Consider the following 14,606-nt stretch of genomic DNA (forward strand, 5'->3'; position numbering starts at 1 on the left):
AATTGGCAGAGGATAATAGATGGGTCATGATGGCTAATTTAATTCCTTGGTCAGAATTTGAAGATGAATATGCTCAACAATTTACGATTGAAATGGGGGCACCAGCAAAATCTTTTCGGACAGCTATCGGAGCTTTAATAATCAAAGAGAGATTGGGATTAAGTGATAGAGAGACAGTAGAACAAATAAGAGAAAATCCTTATTTGCAGTACTTTATCGGGTTAAATAAGTATAGTAATGAAGCACCATTTGAAGCATCGATGCTAGTTCATTTTAGACAAAGAATAGATATTGAATTAGTTAATAGAATGAATCGAAGTCTGGTCAAAAATAGTCGAGAGTCAGAAAGTGAAGAAGTAAATGAAAAAAAGTTATTAACAGTGAAGGAGAAGAAGAAATAAATGAAGAAATAAATCAAGGTAAATTAAAATTAGATGCAACCTGTATACCAGCAGATATTAAATATCCGACAGATTTAGGATTATTGAATGAAGCGAGAGAGCAAACAGAAGAAATAATAGATATTCTGTATGAAGAATTGGATGACAACGAAAATAAAAAACCTAGAACTTATAGAAATACAGCTAGAAAAGAATATCTAGATGTAGCGAAAAAACGACGACCATCGAAAAAACAAATAAGAAAAGCAATAAAGAAACAACTACGATATCTGAAAAGAAATTTATCACATATAGATAAGCTATTAGCCGTTGGAGCCAAGCTTTCCTGTCTGAGTGCCCAAAAATATAAAATACTATTAGTCGTAAATGAAGTATATCGGCAACAGTTATTCATGTATGAGAATAATCTTTCTCGTGTTGACGATAGAATAGTGAGTTTAACGCAACCTCATGTTCGTCCAATCATTAGAGGAAAAGCTGGTTCATCAGTAGAATTTGGAGCTAAATTATCAGCTAGTTGTTATGAAGGTTATGTATTTTTAGACCGAATTAGTTGGGATAATTTTAATGAATCAAATGACTTAAAAGCGCAGGTAGAAGCTTTTAAACTAGCAACAGGGTACTATCCAGAATCTGTACATGTAGACCAGATTTATCGAACCAAAGACAATAGAAAATGGTGTAAAGAAAAAGGCATTAGAATTAGTGGTATACCATTAGGACGACCACCCAAGAATATCAGTAAAGAAACAAAAAGACAGACAAAATTAGACGAGAGAGACCGTAATTGTATTGAAGGAAAATTTGGTGAGCCAGCGCGTTGCGGGGGTTCCCCCCGTTGTAGCGACTGGCGAACCCGTAAGGGAGAGGCTAAAAGAAGATATAGTCTCGACCGACTGATGACCAAACTTTCTAATACTTCTGAAACAGCCATTGCGATAACTTTTCTAGTCATGAACCTTTCCGCATTGCTGCGGCGAATTATTATGACTTTTTTTTGTATTTATTTTAGGAAATACTGTATTTACCCTATTTTCAGGTTTGGGTGATTAGACAATATTATAATGATTCAATGTGACTTATATAATAATTTATTGTTTCTACTTATAAGCATTGTTAATTGATTCTCGATCTGCCTTAAATACGACTTTTTCAGCAAACCCTAATTCCCCTGATGATGATAATTCCAGTCTTAAATCTTGATTGGCAGCTACAAGCTGTTCAAATTGTTCATCGCTAAATTTTAATACCATAGGTAATTGTAATGTTAAAGCTGCCATAATTAATTTCTCCCGACAAAAATTTGACTTTAAAATATTTGATTAAATTGACTCATTAACCAACGACTAACACTGACATCATCTTCAGTTTGCGTTAGCGAAGCTTACCGAAGGTATCGCAATAATGCTTCTTCGACAACATCCATTTCCAATCCAGGTAAAACTTGAGATGTGCGAATGGGTATATTTTCGGTTTTAGATAAGCAATTCGCAATCACTTTGCTATCATTAACATCAACCACTCAGTATTCTTTTACACCCAAACGTTGGTAAAGTTTTAATTTTCTTTCGCTGTCATCTTCTAGGGATGAAGCAGCAATTTCTACGACTAATGTTGGTGGATCGATTTCATCAAGATTGACAGGGGAATTATTACGAGGGGGGAATCTCAGGTTTTCTCCAATGTAGAATGCTATATCAGGTTGTGACTCACGGATTTTTCGTTTTCGGAAAGATGTGTTGGTAAGTTCTTTCAACGGAATATTTTTCGCGATCGCATATAAAATAACTAAAGTGGAGATAATCGAATTATCTTGACCATGTGCGGAACCTAATGCTGACATTTCAACTCTCATCCATCCTTCATCATAATAAAACTTTGCATTCACCCAAGTTGGGTCATCAGCAAATGCGGTAAAATCTTCCCAGGTTGTTTCTACCCAGGTATCTGTAGGTAAAGTTGTAATAGTTGGTAAAAAATTAACCATAATTTTAAAAATGATAGGTATAGATTTTCAACTTTATAGAGAGACGATAGATTAAATCCCTATTACTATTTTAACTAATGCGTAAAGGTAGAAATAAGAAGCCTTCAAAAGCGAAAATATTCCCACCATAGATTTATTAATTCTATCAGTTATAAGGGTGGGAATACCCCACCCCTACAACAATTTGACACATTTAAAACAGTTTATTTCAATAATTCCTCACCTCTTCGATACAATTCCCTTGCATAATCTGTCCAAGTACCTTGCCCCCAATAGCGAAAACAACTTGTTTGTACCAAAAAGTTATACAACAATGCTTCTTGATAATCCTCACGTTTTGTCACTGATGCATCTTGTTCGACTAACTTATCGAATTTAGCGTGAAACATTGCACTCAATTTATTCATCGGTTCCAGGACATTTTCATACCCTTTAACCCAACTTAAATCATTTGTCCAGGAAGCTCCATCGATATGAAATTGATGGTCATTTGCTTTTAATTCTTGGATGGCATTATTAACCGCTTCTGGTGTCACCTTATCTAAATTTACATGTTGCCAAATTTTGTGTTGTTGCACTGCTTGAACTTCGGGATAATCTTCTGGATTTATACCTGCTGCTTCAATTAATTCCAAATATTCAGTACCGTTCATTGCGACAGTACCAGTATTATTTCCCCCAGAATCGCGAATTTCCTGATATATCCGCACAAAATCGCGAGGAAATTCATTCATCATTACCCCACCATTTTCACCATCGGCAATTTGCGTCACTAACGAAGGTATATTTACATTACCAATTTGCTGTTTATTCTTAGTTTTGGCTTCAAAATATGGTTGCATTTGAGCAACTAACTTTGTATCTGAACCTTGGGTTTTAATTAATACTGTAATCGAGATTATTTCACCTTGAGAATTCCGAGCAGTTAACTTATTCGGAATATATTTTTGGTCGTGGGGTAAAGCAGAACCGTCTAAATTCTCTACAGAATGTTCCTGTACCATCAACCATTTATAACCGCATTCCTTCAAAGCTTTGACATATTCAAATAAAGTATCAGGATGGTTAGGTAAATGCATTTCTGGAGGGGAAAAACCCTTAACCCGTTTCAAAGCATCCTCACCAAAAATTGAAGCGAAATGATGTTGCCAAGCTTGAATATGTAACTTGATATCAGGAATTGGTGTGGAAGGAACAACAGCATGACTCCACATTGTTCCCATCCATTCAACATAGGGTTGATATTGCACTTCACAAGTCACACGTTTGAGATTATTGATAACATCTTCACGCTGCATTTGTCCCAATCCCCAAAGCAAATTACCCGAATAATCGAGCATAATTCGCGGATTGCAACCTTGGGAAACCAAATCGGGGATAAATTCACCAATGCGAGAATAGCACCAAGCAAAAACACCTGCGTTGTGGTTATCCCCATCGTGGGGATGTTCAAACATGTGCTGAATATTACTTATGAGTTCACCATTTATACCTGCGGGGATTGTGGGTTGGTGCATGTGGAGAGCGCAGGCAAACCCAGCATTGATATTTTCAATGTTTAAATTGCTTGTGTTTAAAAATACTGGCTGATGAGAGTTTGTAACTAGAGAAATTTCAGTTTCCCATCCGCAGATATTGGGCAAATTGGCTTGGGAGATAGTTGCAGTCATGGATATAACCTGAGATGGTCTGCAATTCATTTTCGCCTGCGATCGCATTTATATTACAAAGTCACAAAATAAATTAATATGATTGGTAGCGTGAGGGGGAAATGGAAAATGCAGACATCTAAATATATCCTGGCACTAGACTTGGGAACGACGGGAAATCGTGCGTTTATATTTGATGCTGAAGGTAAAATCGTTGGTAATGCTTACAAGGAACTAACTCAATATTACCCACAACCTGGATGGGTAGAACATAATCCAGAGGAAATTTGGAATGATACTTGCTGGGTAATACAAACTGCGATAAGCGAAGCTTTAGTTATGCAGAATTGGTAATAAATAGGCGAATTGATGATGTTTTCGAGCCAAAAGACGGAAAATCTAGTGCTCATTTCACTACATGGAAAAAAGCTGTTGAAAGAGCAAAAAATTGGGTAGATAGTTGATATTTTTTTTAATAAAATGATGTTTGACAAATAGGAATTTGCAGCGAAAATTCTGTACCGACTCCAGGATTAGAAACACATTCCAATTTACCAGCATGTTTTTGAGAGATGACTTGATAGTTAATTGCCATACCCATACCCGTTCCCTTCCCTACAGGTTTTGTCGTAAAAAATGGATTGAAAATCTGCTTTTGAACATCTTCCGACATCCCAATTCCATTATCTGCGATCGCAATTTCTATCCACTGGGAATTAATCACAATTGATCGACAAAAAAGTTTAGATGCTGGTGATGATGACTTCCTGACCAAACCTGTACAAGCTAATGAACTTTACGCAGCATTGGCAAAGCATTTAAAAATTACTTTGCTCTACGATGATAGTAATCTCAAAAATATAATTCATCCAAACATAGTTAATCAAAATACAAGTGATACAAACATCATCATTCCGACAATTTCCGAAATGAAAGAGTTATTAGAACATGTAGAGACTGGTTACTTTAGAGGTATCCGAGAAGAATTAGCTAAACTGGCTCAATTAGACGAAAAGTATCAACCATTTATTCAAGAAATGGGTAAATTAGCTCAAGGTTTCAATATTCAGAAAGTACGTAACTTTCTCCAAGATTCAATCAAATAATCTTAATTACTCAGGAATATTTAAACAGGAAAGAAAAAGCAAATGTTAACTGCTGCCATAACACAAAAAAATCACACAATTCTGATTATTGATGATAATCCGACTAATATCGAAGTTCTCTACGAAGCACTCGATCGCACAGGTTATAAAGTCTTGGTAGAAATGGATGGATATCACGGAATTGAAACAGTAAAAAACCATCCTCCCGATTTAATTCTATTAGATGTAATGATGCCAGGAATTGACGGTTTTGAAACATGTCGTCAATTAAAATCCCAACCAATAACTTGCGAAATTCCCATTATTTTCATGACTGCTCTCAATGATACAACCGACAAAGTCAAAGGATTAGCATTAGGAGCAGTTGATTATATTACCAAACCATTCCAACAAGAAGAAGTTTTAGCAAGAATTAGCGTACATCTAAAACTACGGCAAGCAAATTTAGAATTATCCCAACACAAAGACATTTTAGAGCAGCGAGTCCAATAACGTACCGCAGAACTTTTCCAAGCTTTAGATAATTTCAAAAATTCCCAATTACAACTAATTCAAAATGAAAAAATGGCAACCCTGGGTAACTTAGTTGCAGGAGTCGCACACGAAATCAACAATCCGATTGCCTTCCTAAAAGGCAGTCTTAATAACGCTCAAGACTATATCCAAGAAATATTTACATACATAAATTGCCTACATAAATACCATCCCCAACTAGCACCAGAAGTAACCAATATTGCCCAAGAAATTGACTTAGAATATATCACTGAAGACTTACAAAAATTACTCAATTCTATGAATTTAGCATCAGAAAGAATTGAAGAAATCAGCGCCAGTCTCCGCACATTCTCCAGAGCCGATACATTAGAAAAAGTTCCTTGTAATCTCCATGAAGGAATCGATAGCACTCTCTTAATTTTAAAATATCGTCTTAAAGCCAACGACAAACGTCCAGCTATTGAGATTATTAAAAACTACAGTAACCTACCCAAAATAAACTGTTTTTTAGGGCAATTAAATCAAGTATTTACTAATATAATTGCCAACGCAATAGATGCCATAGATACCTCAATTTCAGGACAAATATTTGCAGATATTCCAGCAAAATCCTTAGAAATAAATATTTATACCAAGTTTTTAACTCAGGAAAAAATGATAATAATTTGCATAAACGACAATGCCGGGGGAATCCCAGAAGAAATCAAAAACCACATCTTTGACCATCTATTTACCACCAAAGAAGTCGGAAAAGGTACAGGATTAGGACTTGCGATCGCACGGCAAATTGTCGAAGAAACCCATAATGGCAAGTTAACTTGTAATTCTACTCTCGGTCAAGGTACAGAATTTATGATTGAGATTCCAGCATCATCATAAAATTGGGATAAGCGTGCGAGGAGCGTCTCCCTACCCCACGGGAAGCCACCTTCGGGATGGGACTTAACATCATCTGCTTCCCTCTCTTCTCCGCGTCTCTGCGCGATTTTCACTTATTCCAAATATCATATAAAATCGCAGAACTTGGGGATAAAAATAATTTCATCCCCAAAATTTCAATTTCCTACTTCGTCAACAAGTGAATAGCAGCACCAGCAGCAGCACCAGTTATGGCATTGCTACCAGTATGTCTGCGATTAGTCACAGCACCCGACACAACACCAGCACCAGCACCAACACCAATATCTTGAACTACGTTACGATTTTTTCTACCTCTTATACTTGTGCTTCTAATACCATTTGCACCATTCACAGCAGCACCAGCAGCAGCACCGTTAACAGCATTAGTTAGCACAGAACCTCTACCCGTAATTGCACCAGTCACAGCACCAGCAGCAGCACCAATCCCCACATCTCGGAGGATTTTCTCATCTGCGGCAGCTGGTTTTGCTGGTAACAAAGTAGCACTAAACAAGCTTGTTGCTATTAAGCTAGGTAAAAATGTACGTTTGAGGAATTGATTCATAATTGCACCTATCTGGGTTATTTCAATCAGGAATTTATTGTTCTTCCCTCTTCCCAGTCTAGACATTATTACTGAAATCGAAATGAGTGTGTTGAACTTACGTAAGTGTCACAATCAGACATTCGATATAGGACATTAGGTATAGTAAATCAAGAATAGAATTCGGTATAATTAGTGATTTATAACTTCTAATCCTTACTCCCATAAACTCAACTGATTAGGTTCTGGAGTGATTTCATCCCAGGGTAATGCTGGAACAGAAATACCATTTTCTTTTAAAATTCTATAAAAATAACGGGCATTTCGAGGAGAATATTCTTCAACAGGGCAATGAACAAAAAAGTAAATTTCCTTATCTTGTTGCAACCAATCTTGTATTTGTTTTACCCATTCTCCCATAAATTGCTGATTCATCTCTAATTTGGGATGGGAGATAAACCGAATTAAACTAAATTTTGAGGTGACAGTAAACTGTAATGGTAATTTAGGTTTACGTCTTTCCGATTCTAATTGTGGGTCATTATCACCAGTATAAATAGGTCGAGAATCTAACAAAACTCTACCAATCCCCAAATCTTCTAAAAGCTGATTTAATTGACTTGATTCAGCTTTTAGAAACCAGTCATTATGTCTAACTTCAACTGCTAAAGGTAATTTTGTTTGTTGCCAGGATTCTAAAAAAAGTGCTAAATCATCGATTAATCTTGGTGAATAATTAGGTGGTAATTGTAAAAATAGGGGAGCTAATCTTGTTCCCAAGGGACGCATTTGTTCGGCAAATTCTAAAGCTTTGAGTATGTATGCTTTTAATCTACCATTATGGCTAATATCCCGTGGTAACTTCAGACAAAATCGAAAATATTCTGGTGTTTCTCTTGCCCATTTTACGACTGTTTCGGCATTAGGAACTGCATAAAATGTTGTATTCCCTTCAACTGCCTGAAAACGTCTACTATATAAATTTAAAAAATCAGAATTGCGACTACCTTTTGGATAAAAATCTCCTATCCATCCTTTATACGACCAAACAGCACACCCAATAAAAAATTTCATGAGCCGAAAATCTATCCAAACAACTCTATTTCCAATTATCCCTCATATTCCCGACTTCTATGTCGGGAATATGCATAAAAATTAATGTACTTCTATTCGCATTGCCTCAGCATCAATTGGTTTAATTATGAACAGTCGCAACATATAAAATGTGACTGCCAGCATTAAAGGGAGCTTGAGAAAAAACTTGATAAATTTTGACTTGTCACTGTATCTAATTTCCAGCAACTTGAGTCTAAAATTAATCTGAGAACAACGTTCTAAAAGTGGCATAAACTTGGGATGTTTAGTATCAAGAATTACCGGGAATGCCCTTGCAGAAGTTTCATTAGTTTTCTCGATAACTTGAATATTGTAATTTCTAGCATCTATTCCCAAAGATTGATAAAAGTTAGCTCGTTCAAGTACCGTTAGCGTATGTGTTGCAAAAACCGATAGTAAGAAAAATCTTGCCCATAAACGCGCTTTCCAATTATCCCAAAGTTGGGGCTGCGATCGCAATAGTGCTTTAAAGAAATCTCCATGTCGGTTTTCGTCTTGGCACCAATTCTCAAAATAACGGAACAATGGATAATATTGATACCCCGGTCTTTGTTCGAGATGTCGGAACATGATGATATAACGCCAATATCCGATTTTCTCTGACAAATAAACGGTATAAATAATCCATTCTGGTGGAAAAAATGTGTAAGTACGGTTTTTTGTTAAATAACCCAAGTCTAGTGACAGATTAAAATCTGCCATAGCTTTGTTGATAAATCCCGCATGACGTGCTTCATCACGTGCTAAATACTCAAACGCTTCCGACAATAGGGAACTACGGTTTTTCAGCTTACGGGTTAATTCCTTAAACAGCAAAAATCCCGAAAATTCTGATGTACAGGAACGTTCCAAAAAGTCAATAAACGCAATTCGTGTTTGCCCGTCAATGCAATCCCAACTCTGTTTAAACTCGTCATTCCTGATAAAATGGTGACGGTTATAGTCCGCTTTTAACTCAGCGACTACGGCACGCAATTCCTCTTCATTCTCCGATAAGTCCATTTGCGCGACTTTATCAAAGTCTGTCGTGTAAAAACGAGGTGTTAGTAACGTCTCCTTTACAGGTGCTTTCACTCCAGCTTTCAGAAAACCAGACTTTAGCGCAGCATTTGACTGAACCATACAAAACCCTTTATATCACGTTTACTAAGTGGTCAAAAATTGTATGTCTCACACCCTGTCTTTTGCTATCTAACCATAGATATTTATCTATAACTATCATTATTTCCAGAAAATTGAAAATTATTTTAAAAAAAATATCCCCAAATATTCCGATTACTTATCAGCCAAAAAGCATTAACAGCAGGCATTTGAAGCTTATTATCCTCGAAAAATGTAAATAATTATGTATAACTATGTAGATATATGGCTAGCAATCTTTGGAGATTTTTGGTAGAAATAAGCATGGCTGGAGTCTGTAAGCGTTTGGGTTGCAATACAGACTATCTCATTCTCTCCACTCTTTTTTTGTGCGTGAAAAAAGCGATAAATAAGTAGTCATCGTGAGGAAAGTGACTACTTAATTGCTCCTAAATTTGAATATAAAGGAATTAAAATGAGTAGCAATCTCGCTATTAAGCTTCGTGCTGGGACTCAAAAAGCACATACATCTGCGGAAAATGCAGGTTTTACCAAATGTTTTCTCAAAGGAGTTGTCGATAGAAGCTGCTTTGCGAAATTTTTGGGTAATTTGTATTGTGTTTATAGCGAACTTGAAGCAGCGATGGAAAAGTATCGTCAACATCCTGTAATTGAACCGCTTTATTTTCCCGAATTAAACCGCACAGCTAATTTAGAAAAAGACCTAGAATTTTATTACGGAAAAGATTGGAAAGCGCAAATTTCCCCCACTAATGCGACTCAAAATTACGTGAATCGAATTCGCGAAATTGCGGCAAAAGAACCCGTACTGTTATTAGGACATACCTATACCCGTTACATGGGAGACTTGTCTGGGGGACAGATGTTTCAAAAGATTGCTCAAAGTGCTTTAAAACTAGAAGGTTATCAAGGAACTTCATTTTATAACTTTGACCAAATCCCCGACAAAAATGCATTTAAAGACAAATATAGACAAGCATTGAATGCATTAGTAATAGATGATGTCACAGCAGATAAAATTGTTGCAGAAGCAAATCATGCATTTCATTTAAATTTGTTAGCAGCACAAGATTTAGAAGGTACATTAATTCAAGCAATCGGACAAGTTCTATACAATTCCTTAGTGCGATCGCACAATCCTGGTAGTACCGAAGTCGCATCCGCAAAATAAGTAGAGACATCCCGGTGGGATGTCTATCCATATTATCCATATAGGGATATTATCCATATAGGGATTAGAGACAACCCACCGAGTCGTCTGTACCAGTTCAGAATCAAGAATTTTCTCCCTTTCCCCGTCTCATCAAACTGGAACAAAAATAAATGGTTTTTCAATTACCTGGTGTGAAGTTCGATTTAGAATTAATCAAAAAGTATGATACACCAACACCACGCTATACAAGTTACCCACCTGCAACAGAGTTAATAGAAAGCTTTAACCAAGAAGAATTTAGAGATGCGATCGCACTCTCAAACCATCGCAAAACACCACTTTCGCTGTACTTCCACATACCCTTTTGTCAAAGTGCTTGCTATTATTGTGGCTGTAATATAATTGTTTCTGGTAATAAAAATATTGCCATTCCCTACGTTGAATATTTAGGACGAGAAATTCAACAAACAGCAAAATTAATCTCTTCAGAACGTCCTGTTGTCCAAATACATTGGGGTGGTGGAACACCCAATTATTTGAATACAGAACAAATTGAAAAAATTTGGAAAAACATCACGAGTAATTTCACAATTCACCCCAATGCAGAAGTTTCTATCGAGGTAAATCCCCGTTATATCGACAGAGATTATCTATTTTTTCTTCGGGAACTTGGTTTTAATCGAATTAGCTTTGGACTTCAGGATTTTGACCCCAAAGTACAATTAGCAATAAATCGAGTTCAACCGGATGAAATGCTATTTGATGTCATGAGTTGGATGAAGGAAGCCGGATTTGAAAGTATAAATGTTGACCTAATTTATGGTTTACCTCACCAGACTTTAAAAAGCTTCCAACGCACAATTCAAAAAACAATTGAATTAGACCCCGATAGAATCGCAGTCTTCAATTTTGCTTATATTCCTTGGGTAAAAGCAGTACAAAAGAATATTGATGAAGATGCACTAACACCACCACAAGAAAAGCTAGAAATTCTTCAGATGACCATTGAAGAATTAACAAAAAGCAAATATTTATTTATTGGTATGGACCATTTTGCTAAACCTGAAGATGAATTAGCAACAGCACAAAATGAAGGTTCTCTACAGCGAAATTTCCAGGGATATACAACCCACGGACAATCTGAATTACTCGGTTTTGGGGTAACATCTGTGAGTATGCTACATGACGTATATGCTCAAAACCATAAACAATTAAAAGACTATTATCAAGCAATTGATGCAGAAATATTACCAACCTATAAAGGTTATAAATTGAATCAAGAAGATATTTTGCGTCGTGATGTCGTCATGGGAATTATGTCCAGTACAAGGGTAGATAAACAAGAAATTGAGCAAAAATATCTAATAGATTTTAATCAGTATTTTGCTCTAGAAATGCAAGAATTAAAATTATTAGAAGCTGATGGATTGGTTAAATTATCTAATCAATTCATCACCATAACCGAAATTGGTAGATTGTTAGTTCGTAATATTGCCGTGATTTTCGACGCACATAAGCTTACACGAGAAAGAAAACTCTCACGGGCAATTTAATTGCGATATATAGCAATCCTCACTTATTTATCGCTCCCATATTCTCTATGGGAGTAAAATTTTTGGATTCTCCATCTATCTGTTAATCCAATCTGCTAAAATAACCTAGAAACTTCCACGTGTAATCATTCTAAACCCATAGGTAATAGCCAAAAAACACAAAATAAACGTCAGCAGTGTTGTCGATGCGATCGCAATACCTGCCTTCATGAAGGGAATCAAAATGCCGATAACAATAGGAACTAATCCAAATTTTTTAAATTCACCAGCATAAACCCAGATTACGATACCAATAACACATAAAATTGTCGTCGGAGCTTCAATTGTCCAGCCTCTAGTAGTGACATAAAGCCTCTGTGCTAGTACCCCGATTCCACTCAGCAATAGCCCAAAACCTAGTAATCTGTTCAATAACCACATAGAATTATCTTATTAAAAGTATGTAATAAGTATAACTAGTATAAATTAATGTATATTTAAAAGGCTATTCCCTAGCAAAAAAAATATATTTTCTTTATAAACCAGGAAATTTTAGTTAATTAATTATTTTATGAATCAAGAAAACTTGAGTAACGATTTTGTTGCTGCATTTTTTAAATCGATACAATCAAAAGACTTAGAACAAAAAAAAGTTTGGTATTCAAACGCAGCAGAAGCTTACAACAAAACTAGACCACGCTATCCGCAACAACTGATTAACCGTGTGATTGAACTCACTCAACTTCCCCCCAATGGCAAAATTTTAGAAATTGGTTGTGGTCCAGGAATTGCCACAGTAGCATTCGCGCAATTAGGCTTTACAATAGTATGTATCGAACCAAATCTAGAATTTTGTCAGCTAGCCAGACAAAATTGTGCTGCATATCCAAATGTAGAAATTATCAATACTTCATTTGAAGAATGGGAGTTAGAACCTGAGGGATTTGATGCAGTTTTAGCAGCGACTTCAATTCATTGGGTTCCCGCAGAAAATCGCTATCAAAAAATAGCTGAATTATTAAAAGAAAATGCTTATTTGATACTTTTATGGAATGTAGTTTTTCAGCCTGAATATGAACTCTATCAACACCTAAGAGATATTTATCTGACTTATACTCCCTCATTAGCAGAATATGAAGATAAGAGATTAGAAGATGAAAAAGTTAAAGGAATAGGACATGGAATTATTCACTTCGGACAAGAAATAATTGATTCAGGTAAATTTAAAGATTTAATTTACGAACAAATCTCTTGGCAAACCACTTATAGCACAGATGATTATTTGATGCTTTTAAGTAGTCTTTCACAATACATAGGATTAGATTCACAAAATAAAGATTCTCTCTTTACAGAATTGAGAGAAAGGATTGAGAATAACTTTGGAGAGAATATCAATTTTTCTTTACTATCGGCTTTTCAAATTGCGAAAAAACTCTAGAAAATCTAGATATAAATCAATACAGTTCAGTTATATTGAAAATGGCTAACAACTGGACATTGACCCCCAAATACTGCTCGGATAAGGTTTCGCTAACGAGAGAAACCCGGTTTCTATTTGATTCAAAACCTTATTACAAAGGGATTCGCAAGAAACCGGGTTTCTGAATTAATGCTTAACCGAGCAGTATTGCATTGACCCCAACATAAAATTGTATAGATTTATGGTACAATCTCCGCCTAACACTGCGCTTCCCTCTGCGTAACTCTGCGTTTAAAAGCCTAACTTTAAGTATTCTTAGTATATAGCTAATAATTCTACTGCGAAGACACCAACTCAATCTCATCCAGTCTCTTAATAAACACATCAGCACCACGCACATTCTCAAACTTCCCAACCCAACTAATCCCAATACAACCCGCAGCACCAGCATTTTTTCCCATTATCATATCCCCAACCGAATCTCCCACCATCAAAGTGACACTCGCTTCAACCCCCAACCTTTCACAAGCTTGTAAAAAGAACTTAGGATTGGGTTTACCTATCTGCCCATCGACTCCCATCTCCAATTCCAGGTAACTACCTAATTGATGTACCTTGACAAAATTCTCCACTTCATCACTAGGTGCTGCTGAAAGAATACCCAACTTCAAACCAATTTCCGACAGACTTTTTAATAACTCCCAACTACCAGCAAACATAGGTGAAGCCGTTTCCCCCAAATAATTCTCCGCTTCATCCAAAGCCTTACGAGCAATTTGCAACGACTCAAACCAACTTTTTCCAGTTTCCGCAATATAGGCAGCAGTAGCAACTTCAGTATCATAACGACTTGCAACCGACATCAAACCCGCAGGATCGAGATGTTCGCTATTTACACCATAAGACATCAACAAAGATTCACCAATACCCGGAACCTGCGCGTCTACAATTCTGGCACTACGTTGAGCGTGCGATCGCAAAAATGTCTCCGAGTCTTCTAATGTGCCATTCTTATCAAACAAAATTGCTTGAATATTTCTAAAAACTTTATTTCCACATTTGATATTAACCACGGAATTCTCCTCAAAATCCAAATATTGTCAAATTAAAGACGTTCCATCGGAACGTCTTCTAAGGAAGTTGCGCTGAAAAGCCTATAAAACCGTGCTCTCTCATTTTCTTACAGCGCAACTTCCTTCCAC

General features: G+C 36.3%; 17 protein-coding genes and 1 pseudogene. 8 read left to right on the top strand and 10 right to left on the bottom strand.

What is annotated here, in order from left to right:
* Positions 1-1,450, top strand: a protein-coding gene (locus CK510_RS14410; RefSeq protein WP_373695805.1) for an IS5 family transposase whose coding sequence is annotated in 2 segments (ribosomal slippage) — positions 1-374 and positions 377-1,450 — 1,448 coding nt annotated over the 2 segments. Because the reading frame shifts where the segments join, the coding sequence is not laid out codon by codon here. This gene is flagged as partial in the annotation.
* Between the two features lie 51 nt (positions 1,451-1,501).
* Here the strand turns inward: CK510_RS14410 and CK510_RS14415 are convergent.
* The 4 genes from CK510_RS14415 to CK510_RS14425 form a co-directional block, all read right to left on the bottom strand.
* Entirely contained in the window at positions 1,502-1,681 is a 180-nt protein-coding gene (locus tag CK510_RS14415) for a hypothetical protein (RefSeq protein WP_095722362.1), read from the bottom strand.
* Positions 1,682-1,785: 104 nt separating this feature from the next.
* Positions 1,786-1,923 carry a hypothetical protein gene (locus tag CK510_RS33440; RefSeq protein ID WP_245912149.1) on the bottom strand — a complete coding sequence of 46 codons (138 nt, stop codon included), beginning with the start codon at positions 1,921-1,923 and terminating at the stop codon, positions 1,786-1,788.
* Positions 1,924-2,388, bottom strand: a complete 465-nt coding sequence (locus CK510_RS14420; RefSeq protein WP_245912150.1) for a Uma2 family endonuclease — start codon at positions 2,386-2,388, stop codon at positions 1,924-1,926.
* Positions 2,389-2,591: 203 nt separating this feature from the next.
* Positions 2,592-4,058, bottom strand: a complete 1,467-nt coding sequence (locus tag CK510_RS14425) for a polysaccharide deacetylase family protein (RefSeq protein WP_245912151.1) — start codon at positions 4,056-4,058, stop codon at positions 2,592-2,594.
* Between the two features lie 108 nt (positions 4,059-4,166).
* On the opposite strand from CK510_RS14425, the pseudogene CK510_RS14430 reads away from it, so the two are divergent.
* Positions 4,167-4,376 (top strand): annotated as a pseudogene (locus CK510_RS14430) (FGGY family carbohydrate kinase); the annotation flags it as partial.
* 133 nt (positions 4,377-4,509) lie between these two features.
* Here CK510_RS14430 and CK510_RS14435 read toward each other — a convergent pair.
* A complete protein-coding gene (locus CK510_RS14435) occupies positions 4,510-4,761 on the bottom strand; it encodes a sensor histidine kinase (protein WP_245912152.1) in 252 nt (83 codons plus the stop codon).
* Between the two features lie 82 nt (positions 4,762-4,843).
* Here CK510_RS14435 and CK510_RS14440 point away from each other — a divergent pair, with 82 nt between their 5' ends.
* The 3 genes from CK510_RS14440 to CK510_RS33450 all read left to right on the top strand — a co-directional run bounded on the left by CK510_RS14440 (position 4,844) and on the right by CK510_RS33450 (position 6,517).
* On the top strand, positions 4,844-5,143 hold the full coding sequence (locus CK510_RS14440) for a hypothetical protein (protein ID WP_095722365.1): 300 nt from the start codon (positions 4,844-4,846) through the stop codon (positions 5,141-5,143).
* Positions 5,144-5,185: 42 nt separating this feature from the next.
* A complete protein-coding gene (locus tag CK510_RS33445) occupies positions 5,186-5,635 on the top strand; it encodes a response regulator (RefSeq protein ID WP_095722366.1) in 450 nt (149 codons plus the stop codon).
* 72 nt (positions 5,636-5,707) lie between these two features.
* Positions 5,708-6,517 (top strand): sensor histidine kinase, encoded by an 810-nt coding sequence (locus CK510_RS33450; protein WP_095722367.1) that lies wholly within the window; start codon positions 5,708-5,710, stop codon positions 6,515-6,517.
* A 184-nt stretch (positions 6,518-6,701) separates the two neighbouring features.
* Here the strand turns inward: CK510_RS33450 and CK510_RS14455 are convergent, their stop codons facing one another.
* From CK510_RS14455 to acsF, 3 genes are all read right to left on the bottom strand, one after another.
* Positions 6,702-7,103 carry a hypothetical protein gene (locus CK510_RS14455; protein ID WP_095722368.1) on the bottom strand — a complete coding sequence of 134 codons (402 nt, stop codon included), beginning with the start codon at positions 7,101-7,103 and terminating at the stop codon, positions 6,702-6,704.
* Between the two features lie 195 nt (positions 7,104-7,298).
* Positions 7,299-8,156: a DUF72 domain-containing protein gene (locus CK510_RS14460; RefSeq protein ID WP_095722369.1), complete on the bottom strand. Its 858-nt coding sequence runs from the start codon at positions 8,154-8,156 to the stop codon at positions 7,299-7,301.
* 81 nt (positions 8,157-8,237) lie between these two features.
* Positions 8,238-9,320 (bottom strand): magnesium-protoporphyrin IX monomethyl ester (oxidative) cyclase, encoded by a 1,083-nt coding sequence (gene acsF / locus CK510_RS14465; RefSeq protein ID WP_095722370.1) that lies wholly within the window; start codon positions 9,318-9,320, stop codon positions 8,238-8,240.
* A 433-nt stretch (positions 9,321-9,753) separates the two neighbouring features.
* Here acsF and CK510_RS14470 point away from each other — a divergent pair, with 433 nt between their 5' ends.
* Positions 9,754-10,470: a biliverdin-producing heme oxygenase gene (locus CK510_RS14470; RefSeq protein WP_095722371.1), complete on the top strand. Its 717-nt coding sequence runs from the start codon at positions 9,754-9,756 to the stop codon at positions 10,468-10,470.
* A gap of 152 nt (positions 10,471-10,622) precedes the next feature.
* Entirely contained in the window at positions 10,623-12,005 is a 1,383-nt protein-coding gene (gene hemN, locus CK510_RS14475) for an oxygen-independent coproporphyrinogen III oxidase (RefSeq protein WP_095722372.1), read from the top strand.
* 105 nt (positions 12,006-12,110) lie between these two features.
* On the opposite strand, the gene CK510_RS14480 is transcribed toward hemN, so the two are convergent.
* The gene (locus CK510_RS14480; protein ID WP_095722373.1) at positions 12,111-12,425 is read right to left on the bottom strand and encodes a LiaF transmembrane domain-containing protein; all 315 of its coding nucleotides are present in this window, start codon (positions 12,423-12,425) and stop codon (positions 12,111-12,113) included.
* A 130-nt stretch (positions 12,426-12,555) separates the two neighbouring features.
* On the opposite strand from CK510_RS14480, the gene CK510_RS14485 reads away from it, so the two are divergent.
* Complete coding sequence (locus CK510_RS14485; protein WP_095722374.1) at positions 12,556-13,422, top strand: class I SAM-dependent methyltransferase; 867 nt, start codon at positions 12,556-12,558, stop codon at positions 13,420-13,422.
* Positions 13,423-13,739: 317 nt separating this feature from the next.
* Here the strand turns inward: CK510_RS14485 and CK510_RS14490 are convergent, their stop codons facing one another.
* Entirely contained in the window at positions 13,740-14,477 is a 738-nt protein-coding gene (locus CK510_RS14490) for an HAD family hydrolase (protein WP_095722375.1), read from the bottom strand.
* Positions 14,478-14,606 lie beyond the last annotated feature (129 nt).

Source organism: Brunnivagina elsteri CCALA 953, assembly GCF_002289455.1.
Lineage (GTDB): Bacteria > Cyanobacteriota > Cyanobacteriia > Cyanobacteriales > Nostocaceae > Brunnivagina > Brunnivagina elsteri.